Origin of the sequence: Escherichia sp. E3659, assembly GCF_005781135.1 — a bacterium.
Taxonomy (GTDB): Bacteria; Pseudomonadota; Gammaproteobacteria; order Enterobacterales; family Enterobacteriaceae; genus Escherichia.
The window spans coordinates 15,991-30,769 of the sequence record NZ_VATQ01000009.1 but is presented as its reverse complement, the minus strand read 5'-3'; the positions used below and the strand labels follow the sequence as shown (position 1 = coordinate 30,769).

18 protein-coding genes are annotated in these 14,779 nt (G+C 50.4%); 3 read left to right on the top strand and 15 right to left on the bottom strand.

What is annotated here, in order from left to right:
* The first annotated feature begins 247 nt into the window (after nt 1-247).
* The gene (gene mltF / locus FEK47_RS09735; RefSeq protein WP_130214665.1) at nt 248-1,804 is read left to right on the top strand and encodes a membrane-bound lytic murein transglycosylase MltF; all 1,557 of its coding nucleotides are present in this window, start codon (nt 248-250) and stop codon (nt 1,802-1,804) included.
* On the opposite strand, the gene tadA is transcribed toward mltF, so the two are convergent.
* Nucleotides 1,801-2,304, bottom strand: a complete 504-nt coding sequence (gene tadA / locus FEK47_RS09730) for a tRNA adenosine(34) deaminase TadA (RefSeq protein ID WP_064526984.1) — start codon at nt 2,302-2,304, stop codon at nt 1,801-1,803. The genes mltF and tadA overlap by 4 nt on opposite strands.
* A gap of 57 nt (nt 2,305-2,361) precedes the next feature.
* Nucleotides 2,362-2,997, bottom strand: a complete 636-nt coding sequence (gene yfhb, locus FEK47_RS09725; protein WP_135486944.1) for a phosphatidylglycerophosphatase C — start codon at nt 2,995-2,997, stop codon at nt 2,362-2,364.
* 207 nt (nt 2,998-3,204) lie between these two features.
* On the opposite strand from yfhb, the gene FEK47_RS09720 reads away from it, so the two are divergent.
* Both FEK47_RS09720 and yfhL read left to right on the top strand, forming a co-directional pair.
* Nucleotides 3,205-4,053: a MurR/RpiR family transcriptional regulator gene (locus FEK47_RS09720; protein ID WP_130207550.1), complete on the top strand. Its 849-nt coding sequence runs from the start codon at nt 3,205-3,207 to the stop codon at nt 4,051-4,053.
* A 55-nt stretch (nt 4,054-4,108) separates the two neighbouring features.
* On the top strand, nt 4,109-4,369 hold the full coding sequence (gene yfhL, locus FEK47_RS09715; RefSeq protein WP_001196283.1) for a 4Fe-4S dicluster ferredoxin YfhL: 261 nt from the start codon (nt 4,109-4,111) through the stop codon (nt 4,367-4,369).
* Nucleotides 4,370-4,562: 193 nt separating this feature from the next.
* Here the strand turns inward: yfhL and shoB are convergent, their stop codons facing one another.
* The 13 genes from shoB to rseD form a co-directional block, all read right to left on the bottom strand.
* On the bottom strand, nt 4,563-4,643 hold the full coding sequence (shoB, locus tag FEK47_RS09710; RefSeq protein WP_130214702.1) for a type I toxin-antitoxin system toxin ShoB: 81 nt from the start codon (nt 4,641-4,643) through the stop codon (nt 4,563-4,565).
* A 420-nt stretch (nt 4,644-5,063) separates the two neighbouring features.
* Nucleotides 5,064-5,444 carry a holo-ACP synthase gene (acpS, locus tag FEK47_RS09700; protein WP_064526159.1) on the bottom strand — a complete coding sequence of 127 codons (381 nt, stop codon included), beginning with the start codon at nt 5,442-5,444 and terminating at the stop codon, nt 5,064-5,066.
* Nucleotides 5,444-6,175, bottom strand: coding sequence for a pyridoxine 5'-phosphate synthase (pdxJ, locus tag FEK47_RS09695; RefSeq protein WP_130207554.1), 732 nt, complete (start codon nt 6,173-6,175; stop codon nt 5,444-5,446). Before pdxJ ends, acpS begins: the two co-directional genes overlap by 1 nt.
* A gap of 11 nt (nt 6,176-6,186) precedes the next feature.
* The gene (recO, locus tag FEK47_RS09690; RefSeq protein ID WP_130207598.1) at nt 6,187-6,915 is read right to left on the bottom strand and encodes a DNA repair protein RecO; all 729 of its coding nucleotides are present in this window, start codon (nt 6,913-6,915) and stop codon (nt 6,187-6,189) included.
* A 131-nt stretch (nt 6,916-7,046) separates the two neighbouring features.
* On the bottom strand, nt 7,047-7,952 hold the full coding sequence (gene era, locus FEK47_RS09685; RefSeq protein ID WP_000020738.1) for a GTPase Era: 906 nt from the start codon (nt 7,950-7,952) through the stop codon (nt 7,047-7,049).
* Nucleotides 7,949-8,629, bottom strand: a complete 681-nt coding sequence (gene rnc, locus FEK47_RS09680; RefSeq protein WP_001068343.1) for a ribonuclease III — start codon at nt 8,627-8,629, stop codon at nt 7,949-7,951. Before rnc ends, era begins: the two co-directional genes overlap by 4 nt.
* Nucleotides 8,630-8,901: 272 nt before the next feature.
* On the bottom strand, nt 8,902-9,876 hold the full coding sequence (lepB, locus tag FEK47_RS09675; protein WP_000002532.1) for a signal peptidase I: 975 nt from the start codon (nt 9,874-9,876) through the stop codon (nt 8,902-8,904).
* 15 nt (nt 9,877-9,891) lie between these two features.
* Nucleotides 9,892-11,691: a translation elongation factor 4 gene (gene lepA / locus FEK47_RS09670; protein WP_000790173.1), complete on the bottom strand. Its 1,800-nt coding sequence runs from the start codon at nt 11,689-11,691 to the stop codon at nt 9,892-9,894.
* 197 nt (nt 11,692-11,888) lie between these two features.
* Nucleotides 11,889-12,368, bottom strand: coding sequence for a SoxR-reducing system protein RseC (rseC, locus tag FEK47_RS09665; protein WP_130214671.1), 480 nt, complete (start codon nt 12,366-12,368; stop codon nt 11,889-11,891).
* Entirely contained in the window at nt 12,365-13,321 is a 957-nt protein-coding gene (rseB, locus tag FEK47_RS09660) for a sigma-E factor regulatory protein RseB (protein ID WP_064526144.1), read from the bottom strand. The genes rseC and rseB overlap by 4 nt, the downstream gene beginning before the upstream one ends.
* On the bottom strand, nt 13,321-13,971 hold the full coding sequence (rseA, locus tag FEK47_RS09655) for an anti-sigma-E factor RseA (RefSeq protein ID WP_130214673.1): 651 nt from the start codon (nt 13,969-13,971) through the stop codon (nt 13,321-13,323). The genes rseB and rseA overlap by 1 nt, the downstream gene beginning before the upstream one ends.
* Nucleotides 13,972-14,003: 32 nt before the next feature.
* Nucleotides 14,004-14,579, bottom strand: coding sequence for an RNA polymerase sigma factor RpoE (rpoE, locus tag FEK47_RS09650; protein WP_001295364.1), 576 nt, complete (start codon nt 14,577-14,579; stop codon nt 14,004-14,006).
* Nucleotides 14,576-14,731 (bottom strand): rpoE leader peptide RseD, encoded by a 156-nt coding sequence (gene rseD, locus FEK47_RS09645; RefSeq protein WP_130258854.1) that lies wholly within the window; start codon nt 14,729-14,731, stop codon nt 14,576-14,578. Before rseD ends, rpoE begins: the two co-directional genes overlap by 4 nt.
* Between the last annotated feature and the right edge of the window lie 48 nt (nt 14,732-14,779).

The following is a 14,779-nucleotide window of genomic DNA, read 5'->3' as shown; positions in this document are numbered from 1 at the left end:
TCTTCTAAGCTTTCGGTGTACCCAAGGGGGGGAAACGGGCGTCATTATAAAGAATCTGATGCGCTGACGAAACCGTTTGCGTGGAAATAAAATCACCATCGTGAATTAGCAACGCGTGCCGCCAATGGCTGTAATAAGTTGCCAACTGGCACAGGTTTACGCAAAATGCCGCTCATTGATGATTATACCTTTGTTTAGCATATCGTTTTTTCAAGCCAGGACACGAACGACACAGAGAATTAACTAATTGAAAAAATTAAAGATTAATTATCTGTTCATTGGCATTCTGGCACTGCTTCTTGCGGTAGCTCTCTGGCCGTCTATTCCGTGGTTTGGTAAAGCCGACAACCGTATCGCCGCCATTCAAGCGCGGGGAGAATTGCGCGTGAGCACCATTCATACTCCCCTCACCTGGAATGAGATTAACGGTAACTCTTCCGGGCTGGATTATGAGTTAGCCAAACAATTTGCCGACTACCTCGGCGTGAAACTGAAAGTGACCGTACGGCAGAATATCAGCCAGTTGTTTGACGATCTCGACAACGGCAACGCCGACCTGCTGGCAGCAGGTCTGGTTTATAACAGTGAGCGGGTAAAAAACTATCAGCCTGGTCCTACCTATTATTCCGTTTCACAACAACTGGTTTACAAAGTGGGTCAATATCGCCCACGCACGCTGGGCAATTTGACGGCGGAACAGCTCTCCATCGCACCAGGACACGTCGTCGTTAACGATCTACAAAGACTGAAAGAAACTAAATTCCCGGATTTAAGCTGGAAGGTGGACGACAAAAAAGGCTCAGCGGAATTACTGGAAGATGTCATCGGAGGTAAGCTGGATTACACCATTGCTGATTCTGTCGCCATCAGCCTGTTCCAGCGAGTTCACCCGGAACTCGCCGTGGCACTCGATATCACCGATGAACAACCAGTGACCTGGTTTAGCCAGTTAGATGACGATAATACCCTTTCCGCAGCTCTGCTCGACTTCTTCAACAAAATGAATGAGGACGGCACGCTGGCACGCATTGAAGAGAAATACCTGGGGCATGGCGATGATTTTGATTATGTCGATACGCGCACATTTTTACGCGCCGTCGATGCGGTGCTGCCACAATTAAAACCTTTGTTTGAGAAATACGCCGAGGAAATTGACTGGCGTTTGCTGGCGGCTATTGCTTACCAGGAATCACATTGGGACGCGCAGGCCACCTCGCCGACCGGTGTGCGCGGCATGATGATGTTGACCAAAAATACCGCGCAAAGCCTGGGCATTACCGATCGTACCGATGCTGAACAAAGCATCAGCGGCGGCGCGCGTTATTTGCAGGATATGATGAGTAAAGTGCCGGAAAGCGTGCCAGAAAATGAACGGATTTGGTTTGCGCTCGCCGCTTACAATATGGGTTATGCGCATATGCTGGATGCTCGCGCCCTGACGGCAAAAACCAAAGGTAATCCAGACAGCTGGACCGATGTTAAACAACGTCTGCCTTTACTTAGCCAGAAACCCTATTACAGCAAGCTGACTTACGGTTATGCGCGGGGACATGAAGCTTACGCCTATGTCGAGAATATCCGTAAGTATCAGATTAGTCTGGTGGGTTATCTGCAAGAGAAAGAAAAGCAGGCAACAGAAGCGGCGATGCAGCTGGCTCAGGATTATCCGGCAGTGTCGCCAACAGAATTGAGTAAAGGGAAATTTCCTTTTCTCTCGTTTCTTTCACAGTCGTCATCTAACTATCTGACACACTCCCCTTCGCTGCTGTTTTCCAGGAAGGGAAGTGAAAAGAAGCAAAATTAATCCGCAGAAGATTGCGCTTTTTTCTGCGCTTTGATTTCCTGACGGCGCATGCGAAAGAAGTCGCTGAGCAGCGCAGCACACTCTTCCGCCAATATCCCTTCCGTGATTTCCACCCGGTGATTCATGCCCGGATGGTGCAACACATCCATTAATGATCCGGCAGCCCCCGTTTTCGCATCTCGTGCACCAAAAACTACACGACCAATCCGGCTGTGAATCATCGCTCCGGCGCACATCACACACGGCTCCAGCGTGACATATAATGTGGCGTCGATCAGGCGATAATTTTGCATCACCAGACCGCCCTGACGCAGGGCCATGATTTCAGCGTGCGCGGTAGGATCATGCCGACCAATCGGACGATTCCAGCCCTCGCCGATTACCCGGTTGTTATGCACTAATACCGCGCCGACCGGTACTTCCCGCTCGTCCCAGGCACGCTTTGCCAGCGTCATGGCATGGCGCATCCAGTATTCGTGACTAAATTCGACTTCAGACAAAAAGAAAACTCCGGTTATAAAAGCGCGGCGCATTATACACGGACGCTATGCTTTACTCTATTCCAGTTGCTGGAGTTCACCGCGCGGGGTTACTCGCCAACGATGCTGGCAGAAATAAAGCAGCGGGTTGTCCTGATTACTGTCGCTGTAACCACTGTACAACCGCAGTGGCGTGCCGATTTTGCGTTCCAGTTGCGCGACCTTCTCATGCCCGAGGCAACGCATTGTCAATACCCAGCCGCCATAACCACGCTGAATTTGGCTGGCGATAAGATTCACCCGCGGTAACCAGGGCGTATCGAAATAGACCGCTTCAACCAGCGGCTGTGGAGAACCGGTAATCAACCAGATATCAGCATCAGAACTGAGCAAGTAGCTGGTCAGGCGCTCTTGCACCAGCGGAAAGGCAGTCACATTGTCGCGAAACCAGTGTACAAAATCGGCTTGTAATGCCTGTAAACGCGCTTCGCTGTGACCAAAAGTGCATCCCCACAATAGCAGACTCATCGGCCAGCGCGCAGCACGGCCTTTTATCAATAATGCCATGGCAATAACCGGCAATAGCGGCAGGACAAGCAGTGTATTCAGCGGTTGGCGACGCAGTAAGTAGCGTAGAAAACTACCGAACATATCCTGTTGATGCAATGTTCCATCTAAGTCAAAAAACACCACACGACGCTCGTGAGTTGCCAAACCATACTCCTCTGGACTGAAACATCCTGATTAATCATCGCTACTACATAGCCTAACAGATAGATCATCACTTTTCCGGCAACAATCTACCGTATAATGCTGAATGGAATTTTTAATTCATAGATCTTACAAGCTATGGAATATAATATTCACTCGCTTGTGTCTCATATTGCCTGTTGTCGCCATTATTTTATCGCGAGGAAAGATATGAACGGCTTACTTCGTATTCGTCAGCGTTACCAGCAGCTTGCCCAGAGTGATAAAAAACTGGCGGACTATCTCCTGCTACAACCTGATACGGCGCGCCATTTAAGTTCGCAGCAATTGGCCAACGAAGCTGGGGTCAGTCAATCCAGCGTAGTGAAATTCGCACAAAAACTCGGCTATAAAGGTTTTCCAGCCTTAAAACTGGCGTTAAGCGAAGCTCTGGCGAGCCAGCCGGAATCCCCTTCTGTCCCCATTCATAACCAAATTCGCGGTGATGATCCGCTGCGACTGGTAGGTGAAAAACTCATAAAAGAAAACACGGCTGCCATGTATGCGACGCTGAACGTTAACAGTGAAGAGAAATTGCATGAATGCGTGGTGATGCTGCGTTCTGCGAGGCGGATTATTTTGACTGGCATTGGCGCTTCGGGTCTGGTAGCGCAAAACTTTGCCTGGAAACTGATGAAGATTGGTTTCAATGCTGCCGCAGAACGCGATATGCATGCGTTGCTCGCTACTGTACAGGCATCTTCACCGGACGACCTGTTATTAGCCATCTCTTACACTGGTGTACGACGTGAGTTAAATCTCGCGGCAGATGAGATGCTGCGCGTGGGTGGAAAGGTGCTGGCAATTACCGGTTTCACGCCGAATGCTCTGCAACAACGAGCGTCGCACTGCCTGTATACTATTGCCGAAGAACAGGCGACGAATAGTGCATCGATCTCCGCTTGTCACGCTCAGGGAATGCTTACAGATTTGCTGTTCATTGCGCTAATCCAGCAGGACCTGGAACTGGCGCCTGAGCGCATTCGCCACAGCGAAGCACTGGTGAAAAAACTGGTTTGAGCAAAGAATGCGCGTATAATGCCCGCCCGGTTTGTGTTGTTTTGAGAGTTTCCTTATGGCGCTGTTAATCACTAAAAAATGCATCAATTGTGATATGTGTGAACCTGAATGCCCGAATGAGGCGATTTCAATGGGAGATCATATCTACGAGATTAACAGCGATAAGTGTACCGAATGCGTTGGTCACTACGAGACGCCAACCTGCCAGAAGGTGTGTCCGATCCCTAATACTATTGTGAAAGATCCGGCGCATGTCGAGACAGAAGAGCAGTTGTGGGATAAATTTGTGCTAATGCATCACGCAGATAAAATTTAATATTCTGCTCTGGAAGTAGAGTTTTTATTATTTTTTAGAGAAACCTTGACGCTATTATATTTATTTAAATGATGACAACGGCATAATCATTCGCCAAATGAATTCATATAATATCTGCGCAGACATTTATTTATAATTATTAAAGGCGCGACTGGCTGGTTAACCTGACGCGCCTTAAGTACGTTTCCTTGTGTTATAAGAACAGAAGGATCAGCTGTAAAACAGCAATGATGACTTTAATGACCCGTTTAAACAGGTATCGACAATCAGTCATTCGTTTTTCCTTAAACAAGGAATGCAGCCGTTCAGATTAGCCCTTACATCTCCCCAAAACTGAACGTGCGAGTTATTGGAATCGAGTGCTGCACTCCACACCAGAGCTTTGACGACACCACTCGTTTCAATGGGGGAATTCAGTGGCATGGTGTGGAACACAGCAAAATATCCAATAACGACGCCGATTCTAATGTACTTATCAAAAAACAGTCACGTTAATCTTCTCATCAATATTAAATTCTTCGTCCCGACTCGAGTTTTTTATGTCAGAGATTGCAAGTTGCTTGTACAGGTCAACTAAATTGATCCATAATCATTTCCGTTGGAATCGTGTGCTGCACAAAATTAAAGTTATAAAGTAAAACCCCCGTTCCTTACCAGTTCGGGGGTTTTACTTTATAAAGAGAACGGTATTATTTTAACTTTCAATAATTACCGTGGCGCAAGCATAATGACGTTCATCTGCCAGCGTCACATGCATATGTGCGACGCCCAGCTTTTCCGCCAGTTTTAATGCCTCGCCCCACAGTCGCAACCGTGGCTTACCAAGCTCATCGTTGAATACTTCAAACTGATTAAACGCCAGACCATTGCGGATCCCGGTTCCAAACGCTTTTGCCGCCGCTTCTTTCACAGCAAAACGCTTCGCCAGAAAACGCACTGGCTGTTGGTGCGTTTTCCAGATTTCCCATTCGTTATCGCTTAATACGCGGCGAGCCAGGCGCTCACCGGATCGGGCGATCACCGCTTCAATGCGAGCGATCTCCACGATATCCGTGCCTAAACCTAATATTGCCATTAGCCACGCGCTTCCAGCATCAGACGCTTCATTTCTGCCACCGCATCTTTCAGTCCGGTCATCACTGCACGACCAATAATGGCATGGCCAATATTCAGTTCATGCATCTCAGGAATGGCGGCAATGGCTTTCACGTTGTGATAGGTCAGACCGTGGCCGGCGTTAACTTTCAGACCGAGACTTGCGGCAAAGGTCGCGGCTTTAGCAATGCGCGCCAACTCTTGCGCCTGTTCAGCGTCAGTTTTTGCATCGGCATAACAACCGGTGTGGATCTCGATAAACGGGGCACCTACCTCTGCTGCAGCTTTGATCTGCTCTTCATCTGCGTCGATAAACAGAGAAACCTGAATCCCGGCATCCGCCAGACGTTTACAGGCATCGCGCATTTTGTCACGCTGACCTGCGACGTCCAGGCCACCTTCGGTTGTCACTTCCTGGCGCTTTTCCGGTACCAGGCAGCAAAAATGAGGCTTCGTCTCAATGGCAATCGCCAGCATCTCTTCGGTCACCGCCATTTCCAGATTCATGCGGGTATCCAGCGTCTGACGCAGGATGCGCACGTCGCGGTCAGTAATGTGGCGACGATCTTCACGCAAATGCACGGTAATGCCATCCGCGCCAGCCTGCTCGGCAATAAACGCGGCCTGCACCGGGTCGGGGTAAGCAGTACCACGTGCATTACGCAGCGTTGCGATATGGTCAATGTTAACGCCCAACAGTAATTCAGCCATGACAATCCTCATCAGTCATTATGTGTTTGCACTGTTCGCTTAGGTATAAACTGCCGGAACAGTTCCCTGCTCTTTAATGGTTTACCGCCAAGATACGGCTTAAGCGCCATGCGGGTAAAGCGTTTCGCGGCACGCAATGTGTCTGCGTCAGGAAATTCCCGCGTGTGTAACGCTTTCAACTGCCTTCCGGTGAAGGTTTTGTTGTCGATAACTACACTGGCGATAAACCCTTTTTCTTCGCGATAACGATACGTCATGGTGTCATCCACCGGTTCGCCGCTACCTGCACAATGGGTAAAATTGACGCCATAACCCAGATGCCCGAGCAATGCCAGTTCAAAGCGGCGCAACGCGGGTTCCGGTGTGCCTGTGGCTCCAGCCAGAGACTGGATGCAGTGCAAGTAATCGAAAAAGAGTTCAGAGAAGCGCGTCTCGTATTCCAGCACGCGGGAGAGAAGTTCGTTGATGTACAGACCGCTGTAAAGCGTGATACCGCTTAATGGCAGCGCCAATGAGACAGCTTCAGCACTGCGCAGTGTTTTGACTTCACCGCGCCCACCGAAGCGAAGCAAGAGAGGCGTGAAAGGCTGTAATGCACCTTTCAGGGTAGAGCGTTTAGAGCGTGCGCCTTTGGCAACCAGACGCACGCGGCCCGACTCCTCCGTGAAGACGTCCAGCATCAGGCTGGTTTCGCTCCACGGGCGACTATGCAGGACAAATGCGCGCTGCCAGCCTTCCATCATACTCGTCGCCTTTCAAGTTGCAGGTGCCTTGGCTGCACCCGTTCCCCCTGGTCACTTACTTTAGTAAGCTCCCAGGGATTCACGGTCTTGCCGCCTTCCTGCACCTCGAAAGTCATAGAGTATGCTAATTATAGATCGTCAACGTAACCGAGACTACGCAGTGCGCGTTCGTCATCAGCCCAGCCGGATTTCACTTTCACCCACAGCTCAAGGTGGACAGGCGCTTCGAACATTTCCTGCATGTCTTTACGCGCTTCAATACCGATGGTTTTGATCTTGGCCCCTTTGTTGCCAATGACCATCTTCTTCTGCCCTTCGCGCTCAACGAGAATCAAACCGTTGATGTCATAACCACCACGTTCATTGGTGACAAAACGTTCGATCTCCACGGTCACGGAGTACGGCAGTTCTGCGCCGAGAAAACGCATCAGTTTTTCACGGATGATTTCAGACGCCATAAAACGCTGCGAGCGATCGGTGATGTAATCTTCCGGGAAGTGATGGGTCGCTTCAGGCAGATGCTTACGCACGATTGCTGCGATAGTGTCGACATTCAGCCCGGTTTCGGCAGAGATCGGCACAATATCGAGGAAGTTCATCTGGCTTGCCAGGAACTGCAGATGCGGCAGCAGATCGGCTTTCTCCTGCACGTTGTCCACTTTGTTCACCGCGAGGATCACCGGCGCTTTGCCATCACGCAGCTTGTTGAGCACCATTTCATCGTCCGGCGTCCAACGGGTGCCTTCAACGACAAAAATCACCAGCTCAACGTCGCCAATGGAGCTGCTCGCCGCTTTGTTCATCAGGCGGTTAATAGCACGCTTCTCTTCCATATGCAGGCCCGGGGTGTCGACGTAGATCGCCTGATACGCGCCTTCAGTATGGATACCCACAATGCGGTGACGAGTTGTCTGCGCTTTGCGGGAAGTGATGGAGATTTTCTGCCCCAACAGTTTGTTCAGCAGCGTGGATTTGCCAACGTTCGGACGCCCGACGATGGCAATAAATCCGCAATAACTTTTATCGATGCTCATTCCAGCTCCAGTTTTTTCAACGCCTGTTCGGCGGCAGCCTGCTCAGCCTTACGACGGCTTGAACCTGTGCCAACCACCGGTTCACTCAGGCCGCTGACCTGGCAGTGGATTGTAAATTCTTGATCGTGCGCTTCGCCACGGACCTGAACTACCAGATAAGTCGGCAGCGGCAGATGGCGACCCTGCAAATATTCCTGCAGACGTGTTTTCGGATCTTTTTGTTTATCGCCTGGGCTAATTTCGTCCAGACGGGTTTGATACCAGTTAAGGATTAACTTCTCGACAGTTTGAATATCACTGTCGAGGAATACGCCGCCAATTAATGCTTCGACGGTGTCGGCGAGAATTGACTCGCGACGAAATCCACCGCTTTTAAGTTCACCCGGCCCTAAACGCAAGCACTCGCCTAACTCAAATTCGCGCGCCAGTTCTGCCAGCGTATTGCCACGGACCAGCGTGGCGCGCATCCGGCTCATATCGCCTTCATCCACACGCGGGAAACGGTGATACAGCGCATTGGCGATAACGTAGCTCAAGATTGAGTCGCCTAAAAATTCTAAACGCTCGTTATGTTTGCTGCTGGCGCTGCGGTGAGTTAATGCCTGCTGCAGCAGTTCCTGATGATTAAAAGTGTAGCCCAGCTTCCGTTGAAGCCGATTAATTACGATGGGGTTCATGCGATACCAATAAATAAATGCGTCAACAATTCAGCACACGAAACAGACCTGATACACATAGGCTCTGTTAACCGCTTTGTCGCGGATTCATTACGCCATATGTGGAAACCAACGCTGTTTCGTGTGCCGTGGCAACCAGAAGGCGCCAACCTTAAACTTCGGGGGAATATTCTATACACAACGATAAGGGATGTCGTTAGCCTGGGGAGATTTATCTCATAAATAATTCACGTTGCCGCCAGAATGACGACAACGTGAACGAGAAGCAGCAATTAATGGATGCCACCAATGCGACTTAAGCGCACACCTGTCGGCCATTCACCTTCTTGCTTATCGAAACTCATCCAGATTGCCGTTGCCCGACCAACCAGATTCGCTTCCGGCACAAAGCCCCAGTAACGGCTGTCCGCGCTGTTGTCGCGGTTATCGCCCATCATGAAGTATTGACCCGGCGGGACAATCCAGGTTGCCAGTTGCTGCCCTGGCTGCTGGTAATACATACCCACCTGATCCTGGGCGATTGGCACAGTCAGGATACGATGCGTTACATCGCCCAGCGTCTCTTTACGTTCGGAAAGACGAATACCATTTTCTTTGGTTTCGTTTTTCGGCACTTCAAAGAAGCCACTGGTCGCTTCTCCGCCGTTACGACGCGAGAAGGTCTGTACGAAATCGCTCGGTTCAACGTTGGAATAAGTTACCGGCAGCGCGTTTTCACACGCCTGACCAGAACTGCATCCAGGTTGAATGGTCACTTCTTTCGCGACCGGATCATAAGTGACTTTATCGCCCGGTAAACCTACCGCTCGCTTGATGTAATCAAGCTTCGGATCTTCCGGGTATTTGAAGACCACGATATCGCCACGTTTCGGATGACCGGTTTCGATCAATGTTTTCTGGTAAATAGGATCTTTAATGCCGTAAGCAAATTTCTCTACCAGAATGAAGTCACCGATTAACAGAGTCGGCATCATCGAACCTGACGGGATCTGGAACGGTTCATAAATAAATGAACGCACAATCAATACGATAGCCAGCACCGGAAATACAGAAGCCCCGGTTTCCAGCCAGCCTGGCTTCGGCGCAACCTTTTTCAGTGTTGCTTTATCCAGTGAATCCCCGGCAGCCGCTTGCGCCGCTGCCTGACGTTCCCGTCGTTTAGGTGCGAAAAAGAATTTATCCACGCACCATAAAATGCCCGTCACCAGTGTGGCAATCACCAGAATCAGGGCAAACATATTCGCCATGCCAACTCCTAAGGGTTATTTGTTGTCTTTGCCGACGTGCAGAATGGCAAGGAACGCTTCCTGCGGCAGCTCAACGTTACCGATCTGCTTCATACGTTTCTTACCTTCTTTCTGTTTCTGCAGCAGCTTTTTCTTACGGCTGATATCACCACCATAGCATTTAGCCAGTACGTTTTTACGCAGCTGCTTCACGGTAGAACGCGCAATGATGTGCGTTCCAATCGCTGCCTGAATAGCGATATCAAACTGCTGGCGTGGGATCAGATCTTTCATCTTCTCCACCAGCTCGCGACCACGGTTTTGCGAATTATCACGGTGGGTGATCAATGCCAGCGCATCAACACGTTCACCGTTGATTAAGACGTCAACACGCACCATGTCAGAAGCCTGGAAGCGTTTGAAGTTGTAATCCAAAGACGCATAACCACGCGAGGTAGATTTCAGTCGGTCGAAGAAATCAAGCACCACTTCCGCCATCGGGATCTCGTAGGTCAGCGCTACCTGGTTTCCGTGATAGACCATGTTGGTCTGTACACCGCGTTTTTCCACGCACAGGGTAATGACGTTACCGAGATACGCTTGCGGCAGCAGCATGTGACACTCTGCAATCGGCTCGCGCAGTTCGTAGATGTTATTTACCGCTGGCAGCTTGGATGGGCTGTCGACGTAGATAACTTCTTTTGCCGTAGTTTCAACTTCATACACTACTGTCGGTGCTGTGGTAATCAGGTCAAGATCGTATTCACGTTCCAGACGTTCCTGAATGATCTCCATGTGCAACAGGCCGAGGAAGCCGCAGCGGAAACCAAAGCCCAGCGCAGTTGAGCTTTCTGGCTCATAGAACAGTGAAGCGTCGTTCAGGCTGAGTTTGCCCAACGCGTCACGGAAGGCTTCATAGTCGTCGGAACTTACCGGGAACAGACCGGCATATACCTGCGGTTTAACTTTCTTAAACCCAGGCAACGCTTTTTCTGCCGGATTACGCGCCAGCGTTAAGGTATCGCCTACCGGTGCACCGTGGATGTCTTTGATCGCACACACCAGCCAGCCTACTTCGCCGCATTTCAGTTCAGTACGATCAACCTGTTTCGGCGTGAAGATCCCCAGGCGGTCGGCGTTATAGGTCTGCCCGGTGCTCATAACTTTCACTTTGTCGCCCTTACGCAGGGTGCCGTTTTTAATACGGATAAGTGAAACCACGCCCAGGTAGTTATCGAACCAGGAGTCGATAATCAGCGCCTGTAACGGACCTTCTGGATCGCCTTCCGGCGGCGGAATGTCGCGCACCAGACGTTCGAGAACGTCCTGCACGCCAACGCCGGTTTTCGCTGAACAGCGCACCGCGTCGGTGGCATCGATGCCAACAATATCTTCAATTTCTTCCGCCACGCGTTCAGGATCGGCTGCCGGCAGGTCAATCTTGTTCAGTACCGGCACCACTTCGAGATCCATCTCCATCGCGGTGTAGCAGTTCGCCAGAGTTTGCGCTTCTACGCCCTGCCCGGCGTCGACCACCAGCAATGCACCTTCACAGGCAGCCAGCGAACGGGAAACTTCATAGGAGAAGTCTACGTGGCCCGGGGTGTCGATAAAGTTAAGCTGATAGGTTTCACCGTCAGACGCTTTGTAGTCCAGCGTCACGCTTTGCGCTTTGATGGTAATGCCACGCTCACGCTCAAGATCCATGGAATCGAGAACCTGCGCCTCCATTTCACGGTCAGACAGGCCACCGCAGATCTGGATAATACGGTCAGACAGCGTCGATTTACCGTGGTCAATGTGAGCTATGATCGAAAAGTTACGTATATTCTTCATAAAGTATGATTATTGTGCCTTAACGCCCGGTTAACCAGGCTTTTAGAAGTCGCTGTTCTGAGCTTAACGTCTGTATTAATAGAAAGGCCGCATTCTACACTACAACATTGAGGCGAGGAAATGTTCATACCGTATGGATTGTGGTATCTGGAAACGTCCTCGCATTTGTTATGCAAAATGCAACAAAGCCAGTGAAATCACTGGCTCGCGTCTTCCGAAGATGTTTCAAACCGCACAAGGCCTGGCGGCAATGCCACGCTTAAAATGATCGGTTGCCATTCAGCCCGGGCAGCAAACTTTCGCGAGTAGCCGCGCGCAATCAGGAATCCACCAACGCCACCAAGAATTGCGCCGCATAACGCCGCAATGTCTGAAGCAAAGAGTAGCTGAAATAACGAAGCAACAAGGAATAATCCCAACAGTGGCGACATATAAACCAGTAATGCGGAACTAAGCAGGCTACCTTCAGCGATTCCTAATTCCACTTTTTGCCCCGGCACTAACGGCTCATCACAGGGTACGACGATGGTATGTGTGGTTTGCGGACCAAGTTTATTCAACACGCGACTGCCGCAGCCAGCGCGGGAAGCGCAGCTGCTGCACGAGGCTTTGACATCACAACTGACCAGCGCTTGCCCGTTTTGCCAGGAGACGACGGTAGCCCACTCTTTGATCATTGCGCTGCCCCGAACTTAATGTTCTCGGCAATGCGTTTCGCCGTTTGCGGCGGTAGTTCACCAACAATAGTGATTTCCGCGTTGTCACGTATGCTGGTGCTGACTGTTCGGCGTCCGGTACGCAACATCTGATCGGTGCTCGATGGCGTCGCGCGGTTAACGTTTACTGAGAAGCTGAACAAGCCGTCTGAATAGAGACGTGATTCGATGGGCATATTGTCCATCGTGGGCAACGGGCGTCGGCTACTGGAGACTTCGCTAAACCCCTGCGGCAACCAGGTTGGAGTCCAGTTGAATTTGGCTTTTTCACCTACAGGAACAGAAAGCAGTGGCGGCAAGTTCGCCTTCGCCAGCGTCTGCATACTGCTGCTGATATCCTGATTGACGTTAAAAGCAATCACGCGAAATTGTTCCAGCGTTTCACCATCGCGATCAAGGAGATCAACCCGCATCGGTAATTTCGATTCGGTGTCCATCCACACAATGTAGCTGTAGCGTGTGCCATCACGGGCGACTACGCGAATGACTTCGCAAAGACGATCGGCAATACGCGTGCGTCCCACGGAGATAAAGTCGTAGTAAGGGGAAAGGCGTTTGAAATCGGTATAAATGAGCGATGGCAGAGAATCAACAATGTAATCGCCATTAAGCGTGAACGGTTCAAGGCCCGGCTCAAAGTAGCTGATTTCATTGCCGCGCTGTACCACTTCCCGGCGCGGGCCATCCATTTGCAACAGCTGTGCAAGCGGACGGTTATCGAGGCGTGCATGTCGATAACGCAGAGACTCAACACCCTGTTTATTGATGCTGATGAATGACAGCTCGTAATTCAGTGACTGACTGGCCAGGTTCATCTGCTGTAATAACGCCCCGGACGCGGGAGTGGCCGAGGCGTTAGCAGAGAATAACAGGCTACCTGTCACTAATGACATGGCAAACCAAAGTTGCTTCATTACTGCGATTGCGTTCCTAAAGTTTGAATTCCTGGCACCTGTACAGCGGCTTGCTGTGTTTGTGCCTGCTCAAACTGAAGCTGTTCAGAGTGGAGTCGACGTTGCAGTTCGTAATCCTGCAACATGGCATTAATGCGACGACGCTGCTCCTGTACCTGCTGCTGTTGACCATTGTTTGCGGTCGCTTCAGAAGGTACTCCCAGACTTACCGGACTGGCTTTCCCCATCATCGGCAGAGTATTAAATACCGGTGTTTCGGGCTGCTGGGACGTTTCAGATTGTCCATTATAGTGCTGGACGCCAACGATAACTGCAAGCGATACACATGCCGCTACGCCCATTTGGGTAAGCTGTGCCGCCCATGGACGTACTTTCTGCCAGAATGGCATTTTCTGCCATTGATGCGGCGCAGGCTGGGCCTCTGGGATCAATGTCGTCGGTTGACGAACGGGCTCTTCTTCAATGGCGGCCATCACGCGTGATGAAATATCGAAATGAAGCAACTCAGGAGTATCACCCCGCATAGAGTCACGGATTAAGTGATAGCTTTCCCAGGTTTTCTGCATTTCCGGGTTGTGAGCCAGTTCGTTAAGCAGCTCACTATCCAGCGTTTCGCCATCCATTAAAGCGGAAAGTTGTTCTTTCTGCATGCCTAATACCCTTATCCAGTATCCCGCTATCGTCAACGCCTGATAAGCGGTTGAACTTTGTTATCAATAGCTTCCCTCGCTCGGAAGATACGTGAACGCACCGTACCTACCGGACAATCCATGATAGCGGCTATCTCTTCATAGCTCAGGCCATCCAGCTCCCGCAAGGTTATTGCCATGCGTAAATCTTCCGGGAGGGACTCAATAGTTCGGAAAACTATCTGTCTCAGTTCTTCTGACAACATTAAGTTCTCAGGGTTCGAAATTTCTTTCAACGCGCCGCCACTTTCGAAGTTTTCTGCTTCAATGGCATCCACATCACTGGAAGGTGGACGACGCCCCTGAGCAACCAGGTAATTTTTCGCTGTATTTACAGCGATCCGATACAGCCATGTATAAAAAGCACTATCTCCCCGGAACGAATCCAGCGCACGATAGGCTTTAATAAAAGCTTCTTGTACCACATCGGGAACATCACCCGACGGCACATAGCGGGAAACCAGGCTCGCCACTTTATGCTGATAGCGCACTACCAGTAAGTTAAAAGCTTTCTGATCTCCCTTCTGGACCCGTTCAACCAGGACCTGGTCCGTTAACTGCTCGCTCATCCGAGGTAAAGTCTCCCCAAACCAAATTTCCACGCGCTATCGAAACGCCACTCCATTAGCTGCAATTTGAGCAAGCAAAACGTTAGAGTGTCTCGTTTTTGTAAAGTTCCGTAACGCATCTGTTTTTGTTTGTCATGCTGTAGACGGCTCATTATCTATCATTATAAGTCTACAGAATCTGAACATCGCATTATCTGTGT

Excerpts from the sequence above, each read along its gene's own strand:
- FEK47_RS09720 (WP_130207550.1), top strand. The coding sequence starts at position 3,205 with ATGAACGGCTTACTTCGTATTCGTCAGCGTTACCAGCAGCTTGCCCAG.
- yfhL (WP_001196283.1), top strand. The coding sequence starts at position 4,109 with ATGGCGCTGTTAATCACTAAAAAATGCATCAATTGTGATATGTGTGAA.
- shoB (WP_130214702.1), bottom strand. The coding sequence starts at position 4,643 with ATGACTGATTGTCGATACCTGTTTAAACGGGTCATTAAAGTCATCATT.
- acpS (WP_064526159.1), bottom strand. The coding sequence starts at position 5,444 with ATGGCAATATTAGGTTTAGGCACGGATATCGTGGAGATCGCTCGCATT.
- pdxJ (WP_130207554.1), bottom strand. The coding sequence starts at position 6,175 with ATGGCTGAATTACTGTTGGGCGTTAACATTGACCATATCGCAACGCTG.
- recO (WP_130207598.1), bottom strand. The coding sequence starts at position 6,915 with ATGGAAGGCTGGCAGCGCGCATTTGTCCTGCATAGTCGCCCGTGGAGC.
- era (WP_000020738.1), bottom strand. The coding sequence starts at position 7,952 with ATGAGCATCGATAAAAGTTATTGCGGATTTATTGCCATCGTCGGGCGT.
- rnc (WP_001068343.1), bottom strand. The coding sequence starts at position 8,629 with ATGAACCCCATCGTAATTAATCGGCTTCAACGGAAGCTGGGCTACACT.
- lepB (WP_000002532.1), bottom strand. The coding sequence starts at position 9,876 with ATGGCGAATATGTTTGCCCTGATTCTGGTGATTGCCACACTGGTGACG.
- lepA (WP_000790173.1), bottom strand. The coding sequence starts at position 11,691 with ATGAAGAATATACGTAACTTTTCGATCATAGCTCACATTGACCACGGT.
- rseC (WP_130214671.1), bottom strand. The coding sequence starts at position 12,368 with ATGATCAAAGAGTGGGCTACCGTCGTCTCCTGGCAAAACGGGCAAGCG.
- rseB (WP_064526144.1), bottom strand. The coding sequence starts at position 13,321 with ATGAAGCAACTTTGGTTTGCCATGTCATTAGTGACAGGTAGCCTGTTA.
- rseA (WP_130214673.1), bottom strand. The coding sequence starts at position 13,971 with ATGCAGAAAGAACAACTTTCCGCTTTAATGGATGGCGAAACGCTGGAT.
- rpoE (WP_001295364.1), bottom strand. The coding sequence starts at position 14,579 with ATGAGCGAGCAGTTAACGGACCAGGTCCTGGTTGAACGGGTCCAGAAG.
- rseD (WP_130258854.1), bottom strand. The coding sequence starts at position 14,731 with ATGAGCCGTCTACAGCATGACAAACAAAAACAGATGCGTTACGGAACT.